The sequence below is a fragment of the Corallococcus llansteffanensis genome, from assembly GCF_003612055.1.
GTDB classification, from domain to species: Bacteria; Myxococcota; Myxococcia; order Myxococcales; family Myxococcaceae; genus Corallococcus; species Corallococcus llansteffanensis.
In genome coordinates this window covers 1-23,131 of the sequence record NZ_RAWB01000083.1, presented here as the reverse complement: position 1 = coordinate 23,131, position 23,131 = coordinate 1, and the positions used below count along the sequence as shown (strand labels likewise).

19 protein-coding genes are annotated in these 23,131 nt (G+C 71.6%); 7 read left to right on the top strand and 12 right to left on the bottom strand.

Annotated features, from left to right (window positions below):
* Nucleotides 1-396, bottom strand: a 396-nt coding sequence (locus tag D7V93_RS10565; protein ID WP_120643276.1) for a hypothetical protein, incomplete at its 3' end; no start/stop codon positions are given.
* Nucleotides 397-518: 122 nt separating this feature from the next.
* Nucleotides 519-1,127: a vegetative protein gene (locus tag D7V93_RS10560; RefSeq protein WP_341870924.1), complete on the bottom strand. Its 609-nt coding sequence runs from the start codon at nt 1,125-1,127 to the stop codon at nt 519-521.
* Nucleotides 1,128-1,292: 165 nt separating this feature from the next.
* On the opposite strand from D7V93_RS10560, the gene D7V93_RS10555 reads away from it, so the two are divergent.
* The 3 genes from D7V93_RS10555 to tkt all read left to right on the top strand — a co-directional run bounded on the left by D7V93_RS10555 (nt 1,293) and on the right by tkt (nt 5,576).
* On the top strand, nt 1,293-2,141 hold the full coding sequence (locus D7V93_RS10555) for an AAA family ATPase (RefSeq protein ID WP_120643273.1): 849 nt from the start codon (nt 1,293-1,295) through the stop codon (nt 2,139-2,141).
* A gap of 18 nt (nt 2,142-2,159) precedes the next feature.
* Nucleotides 2,160-3,365: a vWA domain-containing protein gene (locus D7V93_RS10550; protein ID WP_120643272.1), complete on the top strand. Its 1,206-nt coding sequence runs from the start codon at nt 2,160-2,162 to the stop codon at nt 3,363-3,365.
* Nucleotides 3,366-3,509: 144 nt separating this feature from the next.
* The gene (gene tkt / locus D7V93_RS10545; protein ID WP_120643271.1) at nt 3,510-5,576 is read left to right on the top strand and encodes a transketolase; all 2,067 of its coding nucleotides are present in this window, start codon (nt 3,510-3,512) and stop codon (nt 5,574-5,576) included.
* A gap of 148 nt (nt 5,577-5,724) precedes the next feature.
* Here tkt and D7V93_RS10540 read toward each other — a convergent pair whose 3' ends face one another.
* The 4 genes from D7V93_RS10540 to D7V93_RS10525 all read right to left on the bottom strand — a co-directional run bounded on the left by D7V93_RS10540 (nt 5,725) and on the right by D7V93_RS10525 (nt 10,041).
* Complete coding sequence (locus tag D7V93_RS10540) at nt 5,725-7,206, bottom strand: hypothetical protein (RefSeq protein WP_208722973.1); 1,482 nt, start codon at nt 7,204-7,206, stop codon at nt 5,725-5,727.
* Between the two features lie 207 nt (nt 7,207-7,413).
* The gene (locus tag D7V93_RS10535; protein WP_120643270.1) at nt 7,414-8,028 is read right to left on the bottom strand and encodes a GNAT family N-acetyltransferase; all 615 of its coding nucleotides are present in this window, start codon (nt 8,026-8,028) and stop codon (nt 7,414-7,416) included.
* A gap of 10 nt (nt 8,029-8,038) precedes the next feature.
* Nucleotides 8,039-8,935: a tRNA pseudouridine(55) synthase TruB gene (truB, locus tag D7V93_RS10530; protein WP_120643269.1), complete on the bottom strand. Its 897-nt coding sequence runs from the start codon at nt 8,933-8,935 to the stop codon at nt 8,039-8,041.
* On the bottom strand, nt 8,932-10,041 hold the full coding sequence (locus D7V93_RS10525) for an AAA family ATPase (RefSeq protein ID WP_120643268.1): 1,110 nt from the start codon (nt 10,039-10,041) through the stop codon (nt 8,932-8,934). The genes truB and D7V93_RS10525 overlap by 4 nt, the downstream gene beginning before the upstream one ends.
* 81 nt (nt 10,042-10,122) lie before the next feature.
* Here D7V93_RS10525 and D7V93_RS10520 point away from each other — a divergent pair, with 81 nt between their 5' ends.
* The gene (locus tag D7V93_RS10520; protein WP_120643267.1) at nt 10,123-11,886 is read left to right on the top strand and encodes an LVIVD repeat-containing protein; all 1,764 of its coding nucleotides are present in this window, start codon (nt 10,123-10,125) and stop codon (nt 11,884-11,886) included.
* A 72-nt stretch (nt 11,887-11,958) separates the two neighbouring features.
* Nucleotides 11,959-13,548 carry an LVIVD repeat-containing protein gene (locus D7V93_RS10515; RefSeq protein ID WP_120643266.1) on the top strand — a complete coding sequence of 530 codons (1,590 nt, stop codon included), beginning with the start codon at nt 11,959-11,961 and terminating at the stop codon, nt 13,546-13,548.
* A 27-nt stretch (nt 13,549-13,575) separates the two neighbouring features.
* On the opposite strand, the gene D7V93_RS10510 is transcribed toward D7V93_RS10515, so the two are convergent.
* From D7V93_RS10510 to D7V93_RS47325, 4 genes are all read right to left on the bottom strand, one after another.
* Nucleotides 13,576-15,603 carry a response regulator gene (locus D7V93_RS10510; RefSeq protein WP_120643265.1) on the bottom strand — a complete coding sequence of 676 codons (2,028 nt, stop codon included), beginning with the start codon at nt 15,601-15,603 and terminating at the stop codon, nt 13,576-13,578.
* Entirely contained in the window at nt 15,600-18,413 is a 2,814-nt protein-coding gene (locus tag D7V93_RS10505) for an ATP-binding protein (protein ID WP_120643264.1), read from the bottom strand. The genes D7V93_RS10510 and D7V93_RS10505 overlap by 4 nt, the downstream gene beginning before the upstream one ends.
* Entirely contained in the window at nt 18,413-18,787 is a 375-nt protein-coding gene (locus D7V93_RS10500; protein WP_120643263.1) for a response regulator, read from the bottom strand. The genes D7V93_RS10505 and D7V93_RS10500 overlap by 1 nt, the downstream gene beginning before the upstream one ends.
* A gap of 64 nt (nt 18,788-18,851) precedes the next feature.
* Entirely contained in the window at nt 18,852-20,429 is a 1,578-nt protein-coding gene (locus D7V93_RS47325) for a GAF domain-containing sensor histidine kinase (RefSeq protein ID WP_120643262.1), read from the bottom strand.
* Nucleotides 20,430-20,630: 201 nt separating this feature from the next.
* Here D7V93_RS47325 and D7V93_RS10490 point away from each other — a divergent pair, with 201 nt between their 5' ends.
* The gene (locus tag D7V93_RS10490; protein ID WP_120643275.1) at nt 20,631-21,056 is read left to right on the top strand and encodes a hypothetical protein; all 426 of its coding nucleotides are present in this window, start codon (nt 20,631-20,633) and stop codon (nt 21,054-21,056) included.
* Nucleotides 21,057-21,087: 31 nt separating this feature from the next.
* Here the strand turns inward: D7V93_RS10490 and D7V93_RS10485 are convergent, their stop codons facing one another.
* Together D7V93_RS10485 and D7V93_RS10480 are read right to left on the bottom strand one after the other, a co-directional pair.
* Complete coding sequence (locus D7V93_RS10485) at nt 21,088-21,540, bottom strand: helix-turn-helix domain-containing protein (RefSeq protein ID WP_244237223.1); 453 nt, start codon at nt 21,538-21,540, stop codon at nt 21,088-21,090.
* A gap of 67 nt (nt 21,541-21,607) precedes the next feature.
* A complete protein-coding gene (locus D7V93_RS10480; protein ID WP_120643260.1) occupies nt 21,608-21,985 on the bottom strand; it encodes a helix-turn-helix domain-containing protein in 378 nt (125 codons plus the stop codon).
* A 230-nt stretch (nt 21,986-22,215) separates the two neighbouring features.
* On the opposite strand from D7V93_RS10480, the gene D7V93_RS10475 reads away from it, so the two are divergent.
* Nucleotides 22,216-23,131, top strand: a 916-nt coding sequence (locus D7V93_RS10475) for a serine/threonine-protein kinase (protein WP_147451120.1), incomplete at its 3' end; no start/stop codon positions are given.

The following is a 23,131-nucleotide window of genomic DNA, read 5'->3' as shown; positions in this document are numbered from 1 at the left end:
GCCCTCACCGCGCTGACGGGCGATCTCCGCCTCGATGGAGGCCAGGAGCTGGCGCTCCTTGTCGTGCCAGCGCGACTTGCTGGGGTCCGCCAGCGAGCGCCGCGCGCCGTTGGCGTAGAACTCCAGGTCCTGGAGGCTGGCGCCGTAGACGGGCGCGCCCTTGCTGCGGCCGTAGTTGGGGAGGGTCATGCCGTCGCCGCCACCGGCCGGCGCACCCGCGGCAGGGGCAGCGCGACGGGCCGCCGGGGCCGCCGCCATGGGCGTGGCGCTCATGGACAGCTCGCCCAGTTGCAGCGTGAAGCCTTCGCCGTTCCTGTACGCCGTGCCCACCCGGACCTGCTCCACCTGACCGTCGGGGCGACGGACCGCGACGGTGACTGGATATTGCTCGCTCATGCGGCCCGGAATCACACCGCCGGGGGCTCCCTGTCAATCGAAGGAAGCACCCCATGTCGGACGCATGGCGGGCCGCTCGGGGCGACCCACCACGCGGGGCGTCCGGGGGACGACGTCCGCCGTCAGTTCAGCGACACCATGCCGCCGCCCGCGCCCTTCTTGCGCACCCAGGCCTTGGGCTTGGGGGGCGCCGCGACGGGGGCGGCCGGCTTCGCCGCTTCCTTCAGGGCCTGGCTGCCGGCGCGACCGCGGGGCAGCTTCACGTCCTGCACCGACTGCGACCGGGCACCATCCACCCACGCGTCCGGACGGCGGCCGGTGCGGATGAGCAGGCGCAGCTTCTGGTAGTGCGCCGAGCAGTAGCCCTTGGAGCGGCTCTGACGCTTGCACCCGATGACCGCGCAGGCCTGGTTGTCTTCAGCGGCAGGAGCGCGCGCGGGCGGACGGCCGGGGCCGCGGGTGGCGGGCGCCTTGGCGGCGGGCGCGGCGGCCTTGCCAGCGGGCGCCTTCACGGGCGCGAGCTTCGCGGCGGGCGCCTTGGCGAGCGCGGCGGCCTTCACGGGCGCGGCGGTCTTCGCGGACGGCGGACGACCCGGGCGGCGGCGGGCCACCGGCTCCGGCGCCAGCGTGGGCGTGCGCACGCCGGCCACGGCGCCGAGGCGGCTGGACAGCGGCGCCAGACGCTGCGTCACCTGGCGCAGGACATCCAGGGCATCCAGTCCCTTGGCCATACGGGCCGCGGCCTTCTGAATGGGAGCGAGTTGCAGTTGTAACTCGCGCCGGACCATGTCGCGGAGTTCGGTCTCAAGGGAAAGTGGGGCCATGTGGGGCAGGATATACACCCAACCGTCCATGGTGGGATGGAAACATTGCTCAGGATGTTAAAGGAACCCGACATGACCCCGGTTCCCACCCCCGTCCGCTTCCGCGGCACCGACTCCTACCTCACGAGCGAGGGCCTGCAGGCCGCCGTCAACTGCGCCCTCACGCTCCAGCGCCCCCTGTTGGTCAAGGGCGAGCCCGGCACTGGCAAGACACTCCTCGCGGAGGCGATTGCCCAGGGACTGGGATTGAAGCTGCTCACCTGGCACGTGAAGAGCACCACGCGGGCCCAGGATGGCCTGTATGTCTACGACACCGTGCAGCGCCTGTATGACTCGCGCTTCGGCGACGGGGACGTGCGCGACATCCGGCGATACATCCGCCTGGGGCCGCTGGGCGAGGCCTTCGCCTCCCCGGAGCGCGTGGTGCTGCTCATCGACGAGGTGGACAAGGCCGACCTGGAGTTCCCCAACGACCTGCTCCACGAGCTGGACCGGATGCGCTTCCGCATCTCCGAGACGAACGACGAGGTCGTGGCGAAGAACCGCCCCGTGGTGCTCATCACGAGCAACAACGAGAAGGAGCTGCCGGACGCGTTCCTGCGCCGGTGCGTGTTCCACTTCATCGACTTCCCGGAGCGCGAGCTCATGCAGCGCATCGTGGACGTGCACCACCCGGGGCTGGACGCGGCGCTGTCCGAGCAGGCGCTCAAGGTCTTCTACGAGCTCCGGGCGATGACCCGGCTGCGCAAGCGCCCCTCCACGAGCGAGCTCATCGACTGGATCTCCGTGCTCAAGGCCAACGGCGTGATGGAGTTGAAGCTGGAGGAGCAGCTGCCGTTCCTGGGCGCGCTGCTCAAGAAGGAGCAGGACCTGGTGGCGGTGGCCGAGGCGCTCGGACGCGGTCGCAAGTCTCGCGCGTAGCAGGAAAGGACCCGGGCCATGTTCCTGCCGTTCTTCTACGAGCTGCGAAGGCGCGGGGTGAAGGTGGGCGCCCAGGAGGCGCTCGCCCTCGCCGGGGCGCTGAAGGCCGGGCTGCACGACAGCAGCCTGGATGGCTTCTACCACGTGGCGCGCGCGCTCCTGGTGCACTCGGAGACGCAGCTGGATGCGTTTGACCAGGCGTTCCTCGCGCACTTCCAGGGCGTCGCGTCCGACGCGCTCAAGCTCACCGAGGAGCTGCTGTCCTGGCTGGAGGAGGCGAGGGAGCGGCGCGACCTGAGCCCGGAGGAGCTGGCCCTGCTGGAGCAGTGGGACCCGGAGGAGCTGCGCAAGCAATTGGAGCAGCGGCTGAAGGAGCAGACCGAGCGCCACGACGGCGGCTCGCGCTGGGTGGGCACGGGCGGCGCGTCTGCCTTTGGCAACAACGGCATGGCGCGGCAGGGCGTGCGCATTGGCGGCATGGGCGGACGGCAGGGCCAGGCGCTGTGGCAGGCCGGCGCTCGCAAGTACGCGGGCTACCGCGACGACGTGGTGCTGGACACGCGGCAGATGGCCGTGGCGCTGCGCAAGCTGCGGGCCTTCGTGCGCGAGGGCGCGCTGGAGGAGCTGGACGTGGAGGAGAGCATCTCCGCCACCGCGAAGAACGCGGGCGAGCTGGAGGTGGTGACGCGGCCCCCGCGCCGGCCCAACACCCGCGTGGTGCTGTGCATGGACGTGGGCGGGTCCATGGACCCGTACGCGCACCTGGTGAGCCGGCTGTTCAGCGTCGCCAGCCAGGCGTCCCACTTCAAGGAGCTGCGGACCTACTACTTCCACAACTGCGTCTACGGGAAGCTCTACGCCACGCCCCAGCTCACCGGCGGGCTCACCGTGCCGGAGCTCACCGCGCAGGTGGGCCGGCACCACAAGCTGGTGATGGTGGGCGATGCGTCCATGGCCCCGTATGAGCTGGGCATCCGCACGGATGCCAATGGCCAGTACCGCCAGGAGGGACTGGAGGGGATGACGTGGCTGATGCAACTGGCGCAGCACTTCGAGCGCAACGTGTGGCTCAACCCGGAGCCCCGCGCGTCGTGGCGCTCGGGCACCATCGCGATGATCGCCAACGTGTTCCCGATGTTCGCCCTCACCGTGGAGGGCCTGGGTGAGGCGGTGAGCCACCTGACGCGCGGGAAGACTCCGCGCGGGGCGGCGGCGCGGCGGTAGGGCGGCGGTAGTCCTGGCGGCATTCCCGGAAAGTCCAGTGTCCCCTGCCGGCCAGCCCACCTGGCGGTGGGCTTGTTTCGTGCGGCGCACCGCGCCCGGTTGCGGCATGGTGCGCCCGCGACGTACCCCGGCGCGGGAGACTGCATGACGACCGAGAAGATCGATACCCAGGCAATCAACACCATCCGCACGCTGTCCATCGACGCGGTGGAGAAGGCCCACTCGGGCCACCCGGGCGCCCCCATGGCGCTGGCTCCCGTGGCCTACCAGCTGTGGCAGCAGGAGCTGCGGTACGACCCGTCCCACCCCATCTGGCCGGACCGCGACCGCTTCATCCTCTCCAACGGCCACGCGTCCATGCTGCTCTACAGCCTGCTGCACCTGGCGGGCGTCAAGCGCGTGGACCGCGAGTACGACGTGACGGACGCGCCCGCCGTGTCGCTGGAGGACATCCAGAAGTTCCGCCAGCTGGACTCCGCCACGCCCGGCCACCCGGAGTACCGGTGGACGACCGGCGTGGAGACCACCACGGGTCCGCTGGGCCAGGGCGTCGCCAACAGCGTGGGCATGGCGCTCGCCAGCCGCTGGCTCGCGGGGCACTTCAACAAGCCCGGCTTCGAGCTGTTCACCCATGACGTCTACGCCATCTGCGGCGACGGCGACATGATGGAGGGCGTCGCGTCCGAGGCCGCGTCGCTCGCCGGCCACCTCCAGTTGCCCAACCTGTGCTGGATCTACGACAGCAACCACATCTCCATCGACGGCAGCACCGACCTGGCCTTCACCGAGGATGTGGGCCGCCGCTTCGAGGCCTACGGCTGGCGCGTGCTCCAGGTCACGGACGCCAACGACCTGGACGCGCTGGGCAAGGCCTTCCGCACCTTCAAGGAAGCGCGCGGCAAGCCCACCCTCATCGTCGTCAACTCGTTCATCGGCTACGGCGCGCCCAAGAAGCAGGGCTCCGCCAGCGCCCACGGCGAGCCCCTGGGCGCCGAGGAGCTCAAGGGCGCCAAGCGCAACTACGGCTGGCCGGAAGACGCGCAGTTCCTCGTCCCCGACGGCGTGCGCGAGCGCTTCCAGGAGCGCATGGGCGCGCGCGGCAAGCAGCTGCGCGAGGCGTGGGAGAAGTCCTTCGCCGATTACCGCAAGCAGCACCCGGAGCTGGCGCACGAGCTGGAGCGGCTGCTCAAGCGCGAGCTGCCGGACGGCTGGGACAAGGAGCTGCCGGTGTTCCCCGCGGACGCGAAGGGCATGGCCACGCGCGAGTCGGGCGGCAAGGTGCTCAACGCGCTCGCGAAGAACTACCCGTGGCTGGTGGGCGGCTCCGCGGACCTGAACCCGTCCACGAAGACGTACCTGTCCGCCTCCACGTCCATGAAGCCGGGCGAGCACGCGGGCCGCAACATCCACTTCGGCGTGCGCGAACACGCGATGGGCTCCATCGTCAACGGCCTCAACCTGAGCAAGGTGCGCGCGTACGGCGCCACGTTCCTCATCTTCAGTGACTACGAGCGCCCGGCGATGCGGCTGTCGTCGCTGATGGAGATCCCGTCCATCCACATCTTCACGCACGACTCCATTGGCCTGGGCGAAGACGGCCCCACGCACCAGCCGGTGGAGCAGCTGGCGTCGCTGCGCGCCATCCCCGGCAACATCGTGCTGCGCCCCGGTGACGCCAACGAGGTGACGGAGGCCTGGCGCTACATCGCGAAGCAGCAGCACCACCCGGTGGTGCTCGTGCTGTCGCGGCAGCCGGTGCCCACGCTGGACCGCACGAAGTTCGCGCCGGCGGCGGGGCTGTCCCAGGGCGCGTACATCCTGAAGGAGGCGGAGGGCGGCAAGCCGGACGTCATCCTCATCGGCACCGGCACGGAGGTGTCGCTGGTGGTGGAGGCCGCGGAGAAGCTCCAGGCCGAGGGCGTGAAGGCGCGCGTGGTGAGCATGCCGTCGTGGGAGCTGTTCGAGCAGCAGCCCGCCGAGTACCAGGAGCGCGTGCTGCCCGCGTCCATCAAGGCGCGCGTCGCGGTGGAGAAGGGCGCGGCGTTCGGCTGGGAGCGCTGGGTGGGCCACACCGGCAGCGTCGTTGGCATGCGCAGCTTCGGCGCTTCGGCGCCCATCAAGGCGCTGCAGCAGAAGTTCGGCTTCACCGTGGAGAACGTGGTGAAGGAAGCCAAGGCCACCGTCGCGAAGTCGAAGACGACGCAGCCGTAGAAAATGAAAGGGCCCCGGACCCTCCCCCGAAGGTCCGGGGCACCTCTGGGTTCACCGCCGGGCTACGTCCGGCGGGAACTCCGTGGATGCATGTAGCGATGTCCCCCCGTTCAACTCCCCCCGTTCAGCGGTGCCGCGGTGCCGCGCATCAGGCCGCGTAGAACACCGGGCGGACCGGGGGCGGGCTGCTGACGAACTTCATCTCCTTGATCATCTTGTTGAAGTCGTTCTGGTCGATGCCCGTGGAGCCCTGGGCCTGCGCGCGGGTGGCGTACTTCTCGTAGGTCTCGACGACCTTCTTCGCGTCCGGCGTGAGGCGGTCGTAGTTCTGGCGCGCCCACTTCATCGTGTCGGTGAACTCCAGGCCCGCCGCCTGGCCGTCCAGGTCCGCGGCGCCCTTCTCGATGGCGGCCGTCAGGTCCTTGCCGTTGATCTTCCCGCTCTTGTTGTCCAGGCCCTGGAGCGCGTTGCGCATGGAGCTGTCGTGGAAGGTCTGGAAGCGGTCCATGGCCTTGAACATGGCGTCCGTCTCCTTCGTCGTCATGCCCTCCGGGCCGGCCTTCTTCGCGGCGGCCTGGTAGGTCTTCAGGACGTTCTTCGCCTCGGGCGTCAGGCGGCTCTCGTTCTTCGCGGCCCACTTCTCGAACTCCTTCAGCTCGGAGGTGGTGGAGTGCCCGTCCGTGTCGGAGATGCCCTCGCGGATTGCCTTGGTCAGGTCCTCACCGGAGATGGGGCCCTGCTCCTTGTCGAGCTTCTCCGTGGCCTTGCGGGCGCTCACGTCACCGGCGCCCACCTTGCGCATCTCGCGGTTCATGGCGGCGGACTCCGTGTCCGTCAGGCCGGTGCGGCCCTGGGCCTGCGCCGCCTTCGTGTGCTTGCGGTAGACGTCCAGGACCTCCTTCGCCTCGGGGCTCAGGCGGCTCTCGTTCTTGGAGGCCCACTTCTCGAACTCCTTGGCCTCCGCGCCGGCGGCCTGGCCGTCGTGGTCCGCAGTGCCCGTCTTGATGGCGCGGGCCATGTCCTCGCCGGACACCGTGCCGCCCTTGCGGTCGAGGTTGGCGAGCGCCTTCTTCGCGCTGGCGTCACCCACGTCGCGCATCTCCCCGAGCATCTTCTTGAAGTCGTCCTGGGGGATGCCGGACTCGCCGCGCGCCTGGGACATGGCCGCGTACTTGGAGTAGATGTCGACGACCTGCTTGGCCTCCGGCGTGAGGCGCTCGCGGTTGTTCATGGCCCAGTCCGCGACGGTGCGGTACTCGCTGGAGGCGGCCTGGCCATCCAGGTCCGCGGTGGCGCGGTCGATGGTGTTCGCCATCTGCTCGGCGCTGATGGGGCCCGACGTCTGGCTCAGCTTGTTCAGCTCCACCATGGCGCCCAGGTCCTTGGGGGTCCACTGGGGGGTCGGGGTCCAGCAGCCGCGGCTGCCGGCGGAGAAGTTGTCACCGTTCTTCACCGCGGCCTTCAGCGTCGCCAGCTGCGCCTTCATGTCCGCCAGCTGCGCCTTCACCTGACCCAGCTGCGCGGCCTCCTTGCCGTGCAGCTTGGAGTGGCCGATGAGGTGCTTCTCCTGGGACTTGGTGAGGGCGGCCTTGTTCGTGATGACGGCGGAAGCGGTCTTGGCGATGGTCATTTTCGATCTCCGGGAGGAGCGGCTTCCTTTGCGGAAGCAGTCATGCCGGGACCTATTGCGCGTGTCGTGCCACCCGCTCCCACGTGTCGTTCCACCGTGATTCCAAGAGGTTACGCGGCGATGACAGGAGCTTCAGGGTGGTGACAACAGTCACCACCGGTGATGACAGTCACCAGCCCCCCCACCCCCTGGTGGTGACGGCGGTCATCAGGGCCGGGGATGCTTCCGCGAGGCGGGCTTGAGGGCCTTGCGCACGCGCTGCTTGCCGGCGGGGCGTTCAGCGGCGAGGGCGTAGCCGCGCTTGAGGAAGAAGGACAGCGTGCCCGTGTACGCGCTTCCATTGGAGATACGTCCGCCCCCCGCCGGCGGTTTCACCGGATAGGCCTCCAGGGTGCGGTGGCCGTCACGACGCAGCGCGGCTTCCACGGCGGCGAGCAGCACCGTGGCCACGCCCTGCCCTCGCCAGTCCCGGTGGATGAAGAAGCAGGGCACGGAGGCGACGGCGTCCGCGTCATCGCACTTGAAGCTGGGGGCGCGGTCCAGGCGCGGGAAGGCACGGCGGGGGCCGAAGGTGGCCCAGCCCACGGGCACTCCGTCCACGAAGGCGAGCACGCCCTTCGCTTCGCCGCTTTCGACCAGGGCCTTGAAGCGGCGCTTCGCTTCGGGGCCCTGCACGTCCTCGTAGCGCTCGCCTTCGGGGATGCGCCAGAACATGCACCAGCAGCCCCCGCATGCGCCGTTGCGGCCGAAGAGCTGCTCCAGCGCGGGCCACAGCTCCGGGGTCAGCTCTTGGGTCTGGAGGTCGGGCGCGGGAGGGGCCATGGACGGACTTCTAGACGCCGCCGCGCAGCTCTGTCTCGGGCCACAGCGCGCCGTCGCGCTCGGTCAGCAGGAAGGTCAACCTTCCCTGGTGGAAGCCTCTCACCGGGGCCTGGGGATCCGGGAAGCCCGGAGGGGGGCTCCAGCCGGGCGGCTGGAGGGGCGCCACGGGGATGGACTGGTCGCGGCGCAGGGCTCCGACGTCCTGGTCGGTGAGCTCGCGGACGCGCGCCCAGGGGAGCACGGCGTGGCCGTGCAGCTCCACGCGCTGGCCGGGGCCCGGGTCCTTCCATGGGCCGATGGCCGTGCGGTGGAGCGTGGAGAGGTGCGCGCCGCAGCCGAGCGCCCGGCCCAGGTCGCGGGCCAGCGCGCGCACGTAGTAGCCGCCGCGACAGGTGAGCTCCAGGACGCTGGCGCGCGGCAGGTCGTGGGAGCGCCAGCGCGCGGCGTGCAGGTAGACGCGCGAGGGGGGCAGGTCCACGGCCTCGCCCCGGTGCGCCTTGCGGTAGGCGGGCTCACCGTCGATCTTCTTCGCGCTGGTGGCCGGGGGCACCTGCTCCCTCCATCCGAGGAAGGGCTCCAGCGCCGCGTCCAGCAGGGCCGGGGTCAGCGCGCCCGTGTCCCCCTGGTGCACGGGGCGGCCGTGCAGGTCGCCGGTGTCCATCTCCGTGCCCCACTCCACGCGGGCCACATACGTCTTGGGCACGGCGTGCAGCAGGTCGAACAGGTGCGTGGCCGGGCCCACCAGCATCAGCAGCAGCCCTTCCGCGAAGGGGTCCAGCGTGCCGCCGTGTACCAGGGCCGTGCGCCGGCCGGGACGCGTGGCCTGGGCCTCCTCCTGGAAGGCGCGCACCACGGAGAAGCTCGTGAGGCCCACGGGCTTGTGCGTCAGGTAGAGGCCGGGGGTCATGACGGATCCTCGTCCTCGTCCCGCGCCCCGCCCTTGCCCACCGTCGTCGCGCCCTCGCGCTTCACGAGGTGCACGGGCTCGGCGTTGGAGTGCTGGGAGATGGTGCCCGCGAGCTCCTCCGCGTGCGTCGTCACCCAGACCTGGCTGTCCTTCGCCGCGTTCACGATGAGCCGGCCCAGGGGCTTGAGCAGCTCCGGGTGCAGGCTCGTCTCCGGCTCGTTCAGCGCGAGGAACGGAGGCGGACGAGGGCTGAGCAGCGCCGCCAGCAGGCACAGGTAGCGCAACGTCCCGTCCGACAGCTCCGTCGCCGCCATGGGCCTGGACAGGCCGGGCATGTGCAGGAGCAGGCTGAAGCGTCCCTCCTCCGCGCGCACCTCCAGGCGCGTGCCCGGGAAGGCGTCGTCGAGCCCCTGCTCCAGCGCGGCATCGTTCCCCACCTCCAGGATCGTCTGGAGCGCCGCCGCTAAATCCCTCCCATCGTGCGCGAGCACCGGCGTGCGCACGCCCACCTGGGGATGCCTCAGGGGCGCGTCCGGGTCCGTGCGGAAGTGGTGGTAGAAGCGCCACGCCGTCAGCGTCCGCTGGACCTCCATGAGTCGGGGGAAGCGGTGCGGGTCCGCGAGCTGATCCATCACCGACTCCGCGCTCCACAGCTCCGTGGGGAACGTCTCCCGCGTGCCGTCCGCGTCGCGCAGGAACGCCGTGCGGTCCTTGCGCTCCATCAACACCAGGCGCCGGCCTCCGGCATGCGCCCAGAGGTGCTCCTCCTTCACCTCCGGATCCAACTGGAAGGCCGACGCGCCTCCACCTGGGACCGGGCCGCATTGCAGCTCGTAGGAGAGGTCGTCCAGGTCCACCGCCACCTTCAGCCGCACCGGCTTCTTGCGGTCGCGGGGGCCTGCCCACATCACGCTCGGGGTGCCGCCCTCCTCCGCCAGCGTGCGCGCCAGCCGGCCCTCCGCCGACGCCGCGAGGAGGTACAGCGCCCGGTACAGGTTCGTCTTGCCGCTGCCGTTGGGCCCCACCACCACGTTCACCGGGCCCAGCTCCAGGTGGAGCTGGCGCACGGAGCGATATCCGGCAATCTCCAGACGCGTTATGGGCATGGGCGGCGCAGCCTAGCCGCCTCTGTCGTCGCGTATACGGCCGCGTGCCCGCTTCCTTGGCGCCGTGAAGAGGAAGGCCTCATGTCTGCCCCGTCCCGCTGGTTCCTGCTGCTCACCCTCCCCCTGGCCCTGACCGGCTGCTCCACCGACTCCACCTCGGATGCCGGTACGACCTTGGACTCCGGCACCTTCGTGGACGCCGGCCCCTCCGAGGACTCCGGCACGACGTTGGACTCCGGCACCTCCGACGTGGATGCGGGGGCCAGGGACGCGGGCGACCCGTCTTCCCAGGACGCGGGCTCCGACGCGGGCCCCGAGGCCGACCCCTGGGATGGCGGCGCCGCGACGATCCCCGAGCTGACCGACTGGATGACCCCGGAGCCCTATTCGGACTGCGCCTTCGTGCTGCCGACGGGCACCCCAGTCACGGACTGCACGGACCTGGCCCTGTTCGACCGCGCGTCGTGTCCGGCGGGCGCCTTCGACGCGCTGGAATCCGTGGGCATCCACTACCTGCTCACCCGCTCCACCTCGGGGTACGTCTCCGCCGGCTATGGCCTGACGCTGCCGTTCGACGGGGGGCCGGGCACGCTCAACGGCAGGCCCCTGACGCGGCAGTCCGTGGGGCCGGGCTCGTTCGCCTTCAGCAGCACCTTCGCCGCGCTTCCTCCCTACCTCCCCGCCCGGGACTTCACGTTCGTGGGTTGCACCCGGCCCGAGCCCCGCCGCGTCAACGGCTGCTTCGTCCAATGCGCCGACGGCAAGGTGCGCAGCAAGGGGACCTTCACCGCGCTGCGTTCCTCCTGGGGACGCGGTGAGTCCGAGTCCTCGGGCGGCCTCGTCCTCCAATCCGAGGCCGCGGTCCCCCTGGGCTTCCCGGCGGATGTCTACGTGGCGAAGGGCCATGCCTACGTGGTGGCCATCGGGGACAAGTCCCAACCGGGCGGGCTGGCGGTCTTCGACGTGGCCGACAAGGCGCACCCCGTCCTCACGAAGCGCATCCAGCTTCCGGGCGATGCCTACTGGAACGGCGTCTGGGCGAAGGGCGACGCGCTCTACATCGCGAGCACCAAATCCGGCGTCATCGTCTACGACATCTCCACCCCCTCCGACCCGCAGTACGTGCGCGCCGTGCCCGGCGAGGCCCTGGCCGTGCACACCGTCCACGTGCAGGGCGACCGGCTCTATGCGATGGCGCCCGAGCCCGCGAGCCAGACGCTCCTGTTCGATGTGTCCTCGCCGCTCTCACCCGTGCTGCTCAACCGGGTGACGGCGTCCGGGGAGATGGGAGGGCCGCACGACGCCTTCGCGTATGGCGACCGCCTCTACGTCAACAGCACGAGCTCCGGCTTCGTGGCCTTCGACGTGAGCAACCCGGAGCAGGTGACGGAGCTGGGCGCGTATGTCTTCGACGGCCAGTACTCCCATGCGAGCGCGGTGGGCACCTTCGCGGGCCGCACCATCGCCTTCGAGGGCGGCGAGGGCGTCAACGCGCACCTGCGCGTGCTGGACGTCACCGACCCCGCGAACATGCGGCTCATTGGCGAATACGGCCTGCGCCCCGAGTTCTCCATCCACAACATGATCCTCCAGGGCACGAGGCTCTACATCGCGCACTACCACGAGGGCGTGCGCGTGCTGGACGTGTCCGTGCCGCCGAAGCCGCGCGAGGTGGCGTACTTCAACACCTTCCTCGAAACCCAACCCGGCCGGGACAGCGGGGCGTTCGAGGGTGCCATCGGCATCCGCGTGCCGGGAGACGGATACGTGTACGTCGTGGACACGGCGCGCGGGCTGCTCATCTTCCGGGACGACGCTTTGCGGCCCGCGCCCGGCACGCCGTAGACTGCCGCGCGTTGGACGAGGGCTCGCGTCGGCCGTGGACCGCGAAGCCCCTGCACTGGAGCCACCATCCCCATGACGTCGCTCACACGCATCCTGGGTACAGGGCTGTTCGCCTGCGCCCTGTCGCTGTCGTTGTCCGGCTGCAACAAGGACGACCCCGAGGTGCCGGACGCGGCCCCCCCGGACGCGGGCCCGGTGGTGGAGCTCACCGACTACGTGGATGTCGAACCGGACGTGTCGTGCAGGGACGCGGACTTCCGGCAGCCCCGCGCGAACTGCCAGGACCCGGCCAGCTTCGACCTGTCCGGCTGCGACCTCGCCGCGCTGGGGACGGTGGAGCCCCGGGGCACCTACCGGGCCATCCTGCGCTACCACGCCGAGAGCACCTTCGGCGCCGGCTTCCGCGTGGGCACCCAGGAGCTGCCCGGCACCTTCCTGGGCCTGCCCCTCGTGCGCCAGCAGGTGGACCGCGCCGGGTTCTTCATCACCGGCGAGTACACGACGTCCGCCCAGCGCGTGCAGCGGTACGCGCTCGCGGGCTGCCGCGTACCGGAGCCGGGCCGCATCACCGGCTGCTTCGTGCGCTGCACCGACGGCGTGCCCGACTACTCCGGCACCTTCGACGCACGGCGGATGACCCGGGCCCAGGAGGAGCCCGGCGCCTCCGTCATGCGCCTCGTCTCCGAGTCCGCCGTCCCCCGGCGGGAACCCGTGGACGTCTACGTCACGAAGGGCCATGCCTACGTGGTGTCCATCAACCGGGGCACGGAGGCCGGCGGCCTGACCGTCTACGACGTGGCGGACAAGCTCCGCCCTGTCCCCGTCGCGGACCTGACCCTGCCCAATGACAGCTACTGGAACGGCGTCTGGGCCAAGGGCGACGCGCTCTACGTCGCGAGCGCGAACTCCGGCGTCATCGTCTACGACATCTCAAATCCCGCGGATCCGCGGTACGTGCGCGCGCTGCCCGGCGGCCCCATCAACGTGCACACCGTGTTCGTGGACGGCGACCGGCTGTACGCCATGTCCCCGTCCCCCAACCGGGAGACCCTCCTGTTCGACGTGGGCTCGCCGCTGGAGCCCCAGCTCTTGAGCCGCATCATCGTGCCGCGCGAGGACGAGACCAGCTACCCGCACGACGCGTTCGCCTACCAGGACCGGCTCTATACCAACCACACGCAGACGGGCTTCGTCGTGCAGGACGTGACCCGTCCCGACTCCACGCCCATGTTGGGCATGTATGCCTTCGCCGGCCAGTACAGCCACGCGAGCGCGGTGGGGACGATTGGCGGGCGCACCATCGCCTTCGAGGGAGGCGAGCGCTTTGGCGCGCACCTGCGCGTGCTGGACGTCACCGCGCCGGCGAACATCCGCCTCCTCGCCCAGGTCCAGAAGCGGACGCACACGTCCATCCACAACATGGTGCTCAAGGGCACGAAGCTCTACGTGGCCTGGTACCACGAGGGCGTGCGCGTCCTCGACGTGGCGGACCCCGAGCACCCCCGGGAGCTCGCCGCCTTCGACACCTTCCAGGAGTTCCACCCGCGCAGCACCGACAGCCTCTACCAGGGGGCCATCGGCATCCGCGTGCCGGGGGACGGGTACGTGTACGTCGTGGACCTGGCGCGTGGCCTGCTCGTGTTCGAGGACCCGGCGCCGTGAGGTGCGGGGGCGCCCGCGAGCGCCCCGTTACCCCACCTCGATGCGGTTGCGGCCGTTGGACTTCGCCCGGTACATCCGGGCGTCCGCGACGCGCAGCAGTTCCTCCGGGGTGACGCCGTCCTGCGGCGCCACCGCGAGCCCCGCGCTGAAGGTGACGCGGAAGGGCTCGCCCTGGTCGCCCTCGAACTCCATCTCCCCCAGCTCCTGCGCGGTGCGGGAGAGGATTTCGCGCGCGCTCTCCAGCGTCTCGCCCAGCAGCGCGACGACGAACTCCTCGCCGCCCCAGCGGGCGCGCAGGTCCTCCCGGCGGAAGCGCGCACCCAGCAGGCGCCCCAGCCGCATCAGCACGCGGTCGCCCGCGAGGTGGCCGTGCTCGTCGTTGACCTTCTTGAAGTGGTCCACGTCCAGGAAGCACAGCGCGAGCGGCCGGTCCGAGCGGCGCGCCTCCGACAGCCGGGCGGTGACGGCCTCCACGAAGGGCCGGCGCAGCATCAGGCCCGTGAGCGCGTCGCGCTCCGTCCGCTCGCGGGACAGCCGCGCCCGCTCCAGCCGCGCATGCACGCGCGCGCGCAGCTCCTCGCGCAGCACGGGCTTGGCCAGGTAGTCATCCGCGCCGGACTGGAACGCCGCCAGCCGGAACTCCAGCCCCACCTGCGAGGAGATGAGCAGGATGGGCAGCTCCTGCCACTCCGGCGACAGGCGCAGGATGCGGCACAGGTCGAAGCCGCTGGGCCCGGGCATCCGCACGTCCAGCAGCATCAGGTCCGGGCGGTGCTGGGCGAGCGCGTCCAGCAGCCCGTACGCGCTCTCCAGCCCCACCACCTCCACCGCGTCGCTCATCAGCGCCTGGGTGAGGGCGCGCACCGCGTCCGGGTCGTCGTCCACCACCAGCACCCGGGCGCGCTCCTGCCGCCGCGCCGTCAGCAGCCGATCCGCCGCCATGGCGAGGTCCTGGTGCGTGAAGGGCCGGGGCAGGAACAGCGACGCGCCCGCGTGCGCCGCCACCACGCGCTCCTGCAGGCCGCCGCCCGCGCTGGTGAAGGCCAGGGGCAGCGACTCGTGTCCCTCCAGCGCCCGCAGCGCGCCCGCGGCGGTGACGCCCTCCGCCCCCATGTGGAGCAGCGCGCCGTCCACCCACTGCCGCTGGGCCACCGCGCACGCCTCCAGGGCCGTGCTCGCCGTCACCACGCGCAGCCCCTCCTCCTCGCCCATGCGCTTCGCGTCCGCGAGCAGCCCGGCGTCCTCGTCCACCACCAGCAGCGTGCCCCGCGTCGCCGGGGCGTCCTCGGACGGAGCCTCCGGCTTCGACGCTCCCGGCAGCGCCTCCACGTCCCGGAGGGCCCTGAACCCCGCGTCCACCGCCGCCCAGTCCAGCGGCCCGCCCTCCTTCACGGGCCGCATCACGTCCTCCAGCCGGCCCGCCGTGATGCTCACGTCCCGGAAGCCGTAGCTGCCCGCGGTGCCGTGCAGCTTGTGCACGACGCCGTAGGCCTCCGTCAGCGCCGCGGCATCCCCCTGGCGCCCGCGGCCCAGGTGCGCCTCCAGCGCGGCGAGCCGCTCCGGCAGCTTCGCGCCGTACTCCGCGCTCAGCAGGGCCAGGCTCGCCGCGAAGCTGTCCTCCGGCTCCACCTCCTCCGGCTCCAGCGCCTCCGCGGGCGGGGGCGGGGGCGCCAATGCGGCGAAGAGCTGCTCCAGCCACACCGCCAGCTCCTCCGGGCGGTAGGGCTTGTGCACCACGCGCGCCACGCCCAGCTGGCGCGTGAGCAGTTCGTGGCTCTTCAGGTCCTTCCAGAAGGCGGAGGCGAAGAGCACCGGCAGCCCGGGCTGCGTCTGGCGCAATTCGCGGATGAAGTCCGCGCCCGTCATGCCCGGCAAGAGGCCGTCCACGATGGCGGCGTCCACCCGCCGGGCCTGGAGCACCGCGCGGGCTTCCGCGGCGGAGCGCGCGGGGGCGATCTCGTAGCCCTTTTCGCGCAGGAAGGCGCAGACGAGCGTCTGGAGGTCGCGGTCATCCTCCAGGAAGAGGAGGGTCTTGTTTTGGGGCGCGCTGCTCATGGCATCGCCTTTCGGGGGTCGAGCGCCGTGGCGTCACGGCGGGCCAGCAATCCGTTGAGCAACTCCCGCACGGAGGCCACCAGCTCCTCCTCCGAGGAGCGGGCCTTCGTCAGGTGTCGGGTGATGCCCAGGGTGAGCTGGCGCTGGTCCGTGCGCGACAGCTCCCGCCCGGTGAAGACGATGAGCGGCGTCGCGCGGCCCTTGCCCTGGCGCAGGATGTCCACCACCTCGAAGCCGTCCAGCCGGGGCAGCCCCACGTCCAGCACGATGAGGTCCGGAGGCGTGTCGCGCGCGAGCGCCACCGCGCTCTCCCCGTCCGCCGCTTCGATGCACAGCGCGCCCAGCCGTTCGAACTGCGCGCACAGCACCCGGCGCGTGGTGGCGTCGTCGTCCACCACCAGCACCCGCGCCTGGCCCGGCTGGCGCATGGCGTAACGCAATGTTTTCAGCAACCGGGTTTCATCCACCGGCCGGGGCAGCCAGTCCACCAGCAGGGGCGTGCCCACGCCCGCCGCGCCCTCCGTCGAGCGGCCGGACAGCGCCAGCACGGGCAGTTCGCGCGTGCGCGGCAGCTCGCGCAGCCGGCGCAGCCAGTCCAGCACGTGGCCCTCCGGCATCTGCGTGTCCACCACCAGCGCGTCCGGCAGCGCGTGGTCCACCGCCTGCACGGCCTCCGCGAGCGTGGCGGCGCGCACCACGCGGTAGCCCTCGTGCGACAGCAGGCCGCGGAGCAGCGCGGACAGGTCCTGATCCGCGGTGACGAGCAGCACGTTGTGGCGCGACTCGTCCCGGGGCAGGGGCGCGGCGGCGCCGGGCGCGGGGGCCGGGGCGCGCAGGGACTCCAGGCTGAAGTGGAAGGTGGAGCCCTCGCCGGGGCGGCTCAGCACGTCGATGCGGCCGCCGTGCTGCTCCACGATGGCCTGCGAGATGGCCAGCCCCAGGCCGGTGCCGCCCTTGGAGCGGGTGTCGGACGCGTCCAGCTGCTGGAAGCGGCCGAAGAGGCGGCCCAGCTTCTCCTCGGGGATGCCGGGGCCCTGGTCCGTGACGCTGAAGCGCACGCGCCCGTCCGCCGCCACGGCCGCCGCCACCACCACGCTGGCGCCCGGGGGGGAGAACTTCACCGCGTTGGACACCAGGTTCGTGAGCACCTGGATGAGCCGGTCGCGGTCGCCCTTCACCTGCGGCGCGCCGTCCACGTCCGAGCGCAGCGTGACGTGCGCGGTCTCCGCCATGCCCTGCACGCCCGAGAGCGTGGCCTCCACCAGGTCCTGGGCCGTCTGCGGCTGGAGCTTCAGCTCCAGCATCCCCGACTCCATCTTCTCCAGGTCGAGGATCTCATTGATGAGGCGGATGAGCCGCTCCGTGTTGGTGCGCGCGATGCGCACCATGTCCAGCGCCTGCGCGGGCAGCTCCCCCACGATGCCGCCCTCCAGCAGGCCCAGCGAGCCGCGGATGGAGGTGAGCGGGGTGCGCAGCTCGTGGCTCACGGTGGAGATGAACTCGTTCTTCATCCGCTCCACGGCCTTGCGCTCGGTGAGGTCGCGCACGAAGACGGTGACGCGCGGAGGGCCGTCCGCGTGCACGCGCGCGAAGGTGAGCTCCGCGGGGAACACGCCGCCGTCGGCGCGCAGGCACGGGGACTCCACGCGCGCGGCCGGGCCGTCGTCCCGCTGGAGCGCGGCGCGGACGCCGTCCCGCTGGGCCGCCGGCAGGGACGCGGGCAGCGCGAGCGTCAGGAAGTCCGCGCCCACGGCCCGGGCGGACCGCAGGCGGAAGTGGGCCTCCGCGGACGGGTTGAACTCCATCACGCGGCCGACCTCGTCCAGCACCACGATGCCGTCCGGGGACGCCTCCAGGATGGCGGCCTTGCGCGCGTCGCTGGCCCGCGCCTCCGCGCTCGCGGCGGACAGCGCCTGGGTGCGCTCCGCCACGCGCGCCTCCAGGCCCCGGTTGAGCTCGCCCAGCGCCGCGGACGCCCGCGCCAGCCGCACCAGCACGACGAACACGTAGCCCACCAGCAGCAGCGACACGCCGAAGAGGACGATGCGCGTGCGCTCCGCGCGGGCCTGGGACTGCTCCTGGAGCTGGAGGTACGTGGTGATGAGGCGCTCGGCCTCGCTGCTGGCGCTGTGGTCCAGGAGCGCCTGGAAGGACGCGTCCGCGGAGCGTGAGCGCGCCGCCAGCTCCCGCGCCCGCGCCGCCAGGTCATCCAGCGCGGCGCTGGCGGAGGCGGACAGCGCCTGGCCCTCCCGCGCCCGGGCGAGGCGCTCCAGCGCGCCGTCCACCCGCGCGCCGAAGTCCCCCGCGGAGGGCCGGGACCCGGTGAGCACGTCCACGCCCAGCGCCTCCACCTGTTCGCGCAGCGCGCCCGGGGGCAGCGCGGCGGAGGCGGCGAAGACGCTCTGGGGGAAGGTCTGGCGCAGCGCGGCGATGCGGGCGTCGTGCTCGCGGGCGGTGGCCAGCAGGGTGCGCGCCTCCTCCAGCGCGCGCAGGTAGGCGTCCAGGGACGCGGTGAGCGAGCGCAGGCCCTCGTCCGACAGGAAGCCGGGCATCACCCGCAGCGCTCGGGCGCGGGCGGCCAGCGCGTCGAAGTCGTGGCCCTGCGAGCCGTGGGTCTCGCGCATGCCCGCGCGCTGACGCAGCACGTCCACCTCCAGCTGCGCGGTGGCCACGCGAAGCTGGCGCAGCCAGGTGCGGTAGCGGTCGTGTTCGGCGGTGGAGCCCGGGCGCCCGAGGATGAAGAGGGTGCACAGCAGCAGCAGGGCCCCCGCGGCCAGCGCGACGGAGCGCTTGGACAGCCGGGGCTCCATCAAGGCACCAGCCGGCGGATTTCCTGCGGCAGCGTCATGGGGTCGAACGGCTTGCCGATGACGCCCACCGCGCCCAGCTCCAGGTAGCGCGCCACCTCCTGCTTCTGGATCTTCGCGGTCATGAAGATGATGGGCGTGTTCGCGGTGGCGGGCCGGGCGCGCAGCTGGCCGAAGGTGGTGGGCCCGTCCATGCCGGGCATCATCACGTCCAGGAGGATGACGTCAGGGGCCTCCGCGCCCGCCTTCTCCAGGGCCTCCGCGCCGGAGGCCGCGAGCACCGTCTTCCATCCGCCCACACGGCTGAGGCTCAGCTGGCCGATGGTGCGGATGTCGTCCTCGTCATCGACAAGCAGGACCTTCTGGATGGTCGCCATGGCAGGGATTGCGCCTCGGGGTGGGGATTGGATCGCGTTACGTGCGTGGTGGGGGATTGGATCCCTACCCCACCGGGGTCGGGTCGCATTCAGGCAGGTCGAAGGAGAAGCGGGTGCCCTCGCCAGCCCGGGTGGTGAAGCGCAGGGTGCCGCCCATCCGGGCCACCAGCCCGTGGGCGATGCTCAGGCCCAGGCCGGTGCCGGGGCGCCTGCGGGTGTCGGAGGCGTCCGCCTGGGCGAACTTCTGGAAGACGCGGGCCTGGAACGCCTCCGGGATGCCGGGGCCGTGGTCCGTCACCTCCACGCGCAGGGCGCCGGCCTCGCGGGTGAGGGAGAGGAGGACGCGCTCGCCCTGGGGGGAGAACTTGATGGCGTTGGACAGGAGGTTGGCGAGCACCTGGCCGAACCGGTCCTCGTCCACGCGGGCGCGGGCGTGGGGGGCGTCCACCACCACCTCCAGGTGCACGCCGTATTCGGCCGCGTAGCCCTGGTGGGCCTGGAGCGCCTGCTCGAGCAGGGGGGCGACGTCGGTGGAGGTCAGGTGGAGGTCCAGCCCGCCCGACTCCATCTTCTCCAGGTCGAGGATGTCGTTGATGAGGCGCAGCAGCCGCTCGCTGTTGCGGTGGGCGATGCTGACCATCTGCTCCACGGGCGGCGCCAGGGGGCCGGCGATGCCGCCGCACAGCAGGCCAAGCGAGCCGCGGATGGAGGTGAGCGGGGTGCGCAGCTCGTGGCTCACGGTGGAGATGAACTCGTTCTTCATCCGCTCCACGCGCTGGCGTTCATCCGACAGGAGGCGGGCCTGGGTGACGTCGCGGGCGACGGCGAAGAGCAGGCCCACGTCGGGGTCCGGGGCGGCGTTCCACTGCAGCCAGCGCCAGGAGCCGTCCTGGCAGCGGGCGCGGTGTTCGAACTGGAGGACGGAGGCGCCTTCGAGGGCGCGGGCCAGGTGCCGGGCGGTGGCGTCGCGGTCCTCCTCCAGGGCCAGGTCCACGAGGGAGGTGGCGTAGAGCTCCGCCTCGGAGAAGCCGAGGGTGCGGCTCCAGGCCTTGGACAGGCGCAGGAAGGTGCCGTCCATGGCGGCGATGCAGAGCATGTCCCTGGACACTTCGAAGAAGCGCTCCTGCTGCGCCAGGGCCGCGCGGGCCTCGCGCTCGTCGAGGGCATGGAGCTCCACCTCCACCCAGCCGGCCAGGTCCGCGAGCGCGGCGCGGTCCGCGTCGGAGAAGTCGCGCGGCTGGGTGTCGATGAGGCACAGCGTGCCCACGCGGCTGCCGTCCGAGGCCTGGAGGGGGTGGCCGGCGTAGAAGCGGATGAAGGGGGCGCCGAGCACGAGCGGGTTGTCGTGGAAGCGCGGGTCGTGCAGGGCATCCGGCACGATGAGGCTCGTGGGGGAGAGGATGGCGTGGCCGCAGAACGACACGTCGCGCGGCGTCTGGGGGGCGGCCAGGCCCAGGCGGGCCTTGAACCACTGCCGGTCCTCGTCCACCAGGGTGACCAGCGCGATGGGCACGCGGAACAGGTGGGCCGCGGCGCGCACGATGCGGTCGAAGCGCTCGTGCGGGGGCGTGTCCAGCAGGCACAGCGCGCGCAGCGCCTGCAGGCGCCGGTGCTCATCCGCGGGCATGGGAGGAGAAAGCATGAAGGGGACCCCGTGCTACCCCACCCGTCTGGCATTGAGGAGGGGGGCGCTCACGATGGCCTGTCTCCGGGCCCGTGAACCAGGCGGGCAGGCGGGAAGTGGAGGGTGGAACCGCACCCTGGGGGGCATTGGCAGCACTGGAATGGCTGGACGGCCCACGTGCGAAAACGTTTCCAAACAGGGGAACCTTGGCGCATGTCCATGACGAGACCCCTCCTGTCCGCCGTCGTCATCCTGGGCCTGCTGCCGGGATGCTCCCTGTTCGGGTACTACAAATACGAGCGGGCACCACGAGGTACGCCGGAGGAGGCAGAGCGGATCGACTTCCCCGACTCGTATGCGGAAGGGATCCATCTCAGGGGTCCCGAGCTGGCGGCCTTCATCGTCGCGCTCAACGAGTTCATCCCGCCCCACAGCAAGGCGGACACCGGCAACGAGGCGCTGACGAAGTGCCTGACCCGGCGTGACACGTACGATGCGACCCTCTTGAAGGCCAGCGACGACCTCTACTTCGTCAGCTTCCTTCCCAAGATCGAGCGATGCGGCATCCACCTGGACATCCCCATCCTCGACGCGGGAGCGGACTACGCGATTGATCGCAACGGTCGCATCCTCGGTGAACTCTAACCGCAGCCCGTGAGCTGAAACCCCGCGCGCTCTAGCCCGCGCTCCGGCGCTTCTTCGCTGTCACAGGCGCCTTCTTCCGGGACACCGGCGCGGGGGACGGCGCGTCGGGCAGCACCGACACCACGGCCTTCACCACGCGCGCCACGGCCGTGAGCCGCGCGGGCTCCAGCTCCCGCAGCGTGCGCAGCAGCCTGCGCAGCTCCGCCGACTCCTCCTGCTGACCCGGCGGCGCTCGCGGCGGCACCGGCGACGGGCCCGGCCCCACGCCCAGCAGCACGTCCGCGGACACCGACAACACGTCGCACAGCCGCCGCAGGTTCTGCGCGCGGGGCAGCATCCGCCCCCGCTCCATGCGGCTGTAGACCTCCATCGCGATGCCCACGCGCTCCGCCACGTCCGCCTGCGTGAGCCCCAACCGCATCCGCGCATCCCTCGCGGCGGCTCCAAACACCGTGTTCAGCTTCTCGTTGACGGGGGCGGGCACGGCCAAAACCTTGCACCTCTCCCCCGGCACGCAAGTTTTCGGGCCTACCCACCCACCGGGCTGGACCTCAGCGGTCGCGCAGCGCCAGCGCCCCCTGGATGACCAGCCCCACCGCCTTGAGGTCCGTTTCATCCAGCGGCCGCAGGACCCGCACCAGCCGGCGCAGCGACGGCGGGTCCTCCTCCCGGTCCGCCAGCGCCACCGTGCGCGCCTCGTCCGGCAACACCGGCCCGTCCAATCCCAGCAGCGTGTCCGCCCGGATGCGCAACACCATGCTCAGCCGCCGCAGCGTCGTGGAGCTGGGCAACACCCGCCCCCGCTCCATCCGACTGTAGACCTCCATGGCGATCCCCACCTGGCTGGCGACGTCCCCCTGGGTCAGTCCCTGCCGCTCGCGGGCCGCGCGCGCCGCCATGCCCACCGTGATGGCCAGCTCCTCGTTCATTGCCGCTCACCACCCCTGGCCGGACCGTGTTCCCCGTGAAGTCAGGTGTCCGGCGTCCTACCTGACATGGCGCCCACACTACCCCAAGGGGCATCCGCCGTGCTATGGACCTCCCAGGTCCTATCGACCTTTCCCCCCATGCGTCCGCCCAGCCACGTCCCTCCTCTCGCATCGAACCCTCCACGTCCTCCGTCCGCGTCCCGCTCCCCGGGCGCCCGGAGGCCCTCGCCATGAGCCTGGGAATCGAGGGCCACCCGCTGCTCCTCCAGCCCCAGGAAGTGGTGGGCAGCTACCGCCTGCTCAAGCGCCTGGCCACGGGCGGCTACGGCACCGTCTTCCTCGCGGAGACCGGGGGCTGCCCGGTGGCGCTGAAGTTCGCGCTCCAGGGGCCCCAGGACTCCGAGGACGGCTCGCAGGTGGACGCGCGCACGCTCAAGGAGGTGAGCGTCCTGCACCGCATGGCCCATCCCAACGTGGTGGCGCTGCGCGGCTACCACCGCTGGCCGCACCCGCGCACGGGCTACCTCTTCCTCGTCATGGACTACGTGGAGGGGCCCACGCTGTCGGACTGGGCCCTGCAATCCCGCCCCACGCCCCGGCAGGTGGCGCGCCTGTTCGCGGAGCTGGCGCTGACGCTGGACTTCATCCACCGCGCGGGCGTGCGCCACCGCGACATCAAGGGCAGCAACATCATCGTGCGCGCGTCGGACGAGCGGCCGGTGCTGGTGGACTTCGGCTCCAGCGACCACGCCTGCGCCGCGCACATCACCGACGGCCGGCCTCCCCCGGGCACGCCCAGCTACCGCAGCCCGGAATTGCTGCGCTACTGGCTGCGCCACCCCAAGGGAATGGCCCGGTACGTGTACCAACCCACCGACGACCTCTATGCGCTGGGGCTGGTCCTCTTCGAGGTCCTCACGGGCGACTTCCCCTACGCCGCGAACCTGCCGGCCGAAGCGATGCTGGGCAGCATCCACACCACGCGGGGGCGCTCGGCGCGGGCCATCAACCCGCGCGTGCCCCGGGCCCTCAGCGACATCTGCGAACGGCTGCTGCGCGAGGACGTGTCGCAGCGCTACCAGATGGGAGCGGACCTCTACGGCGACCTGAACACCGTCCTGGAGCGCGCCCCGTCCAGTTGGGACA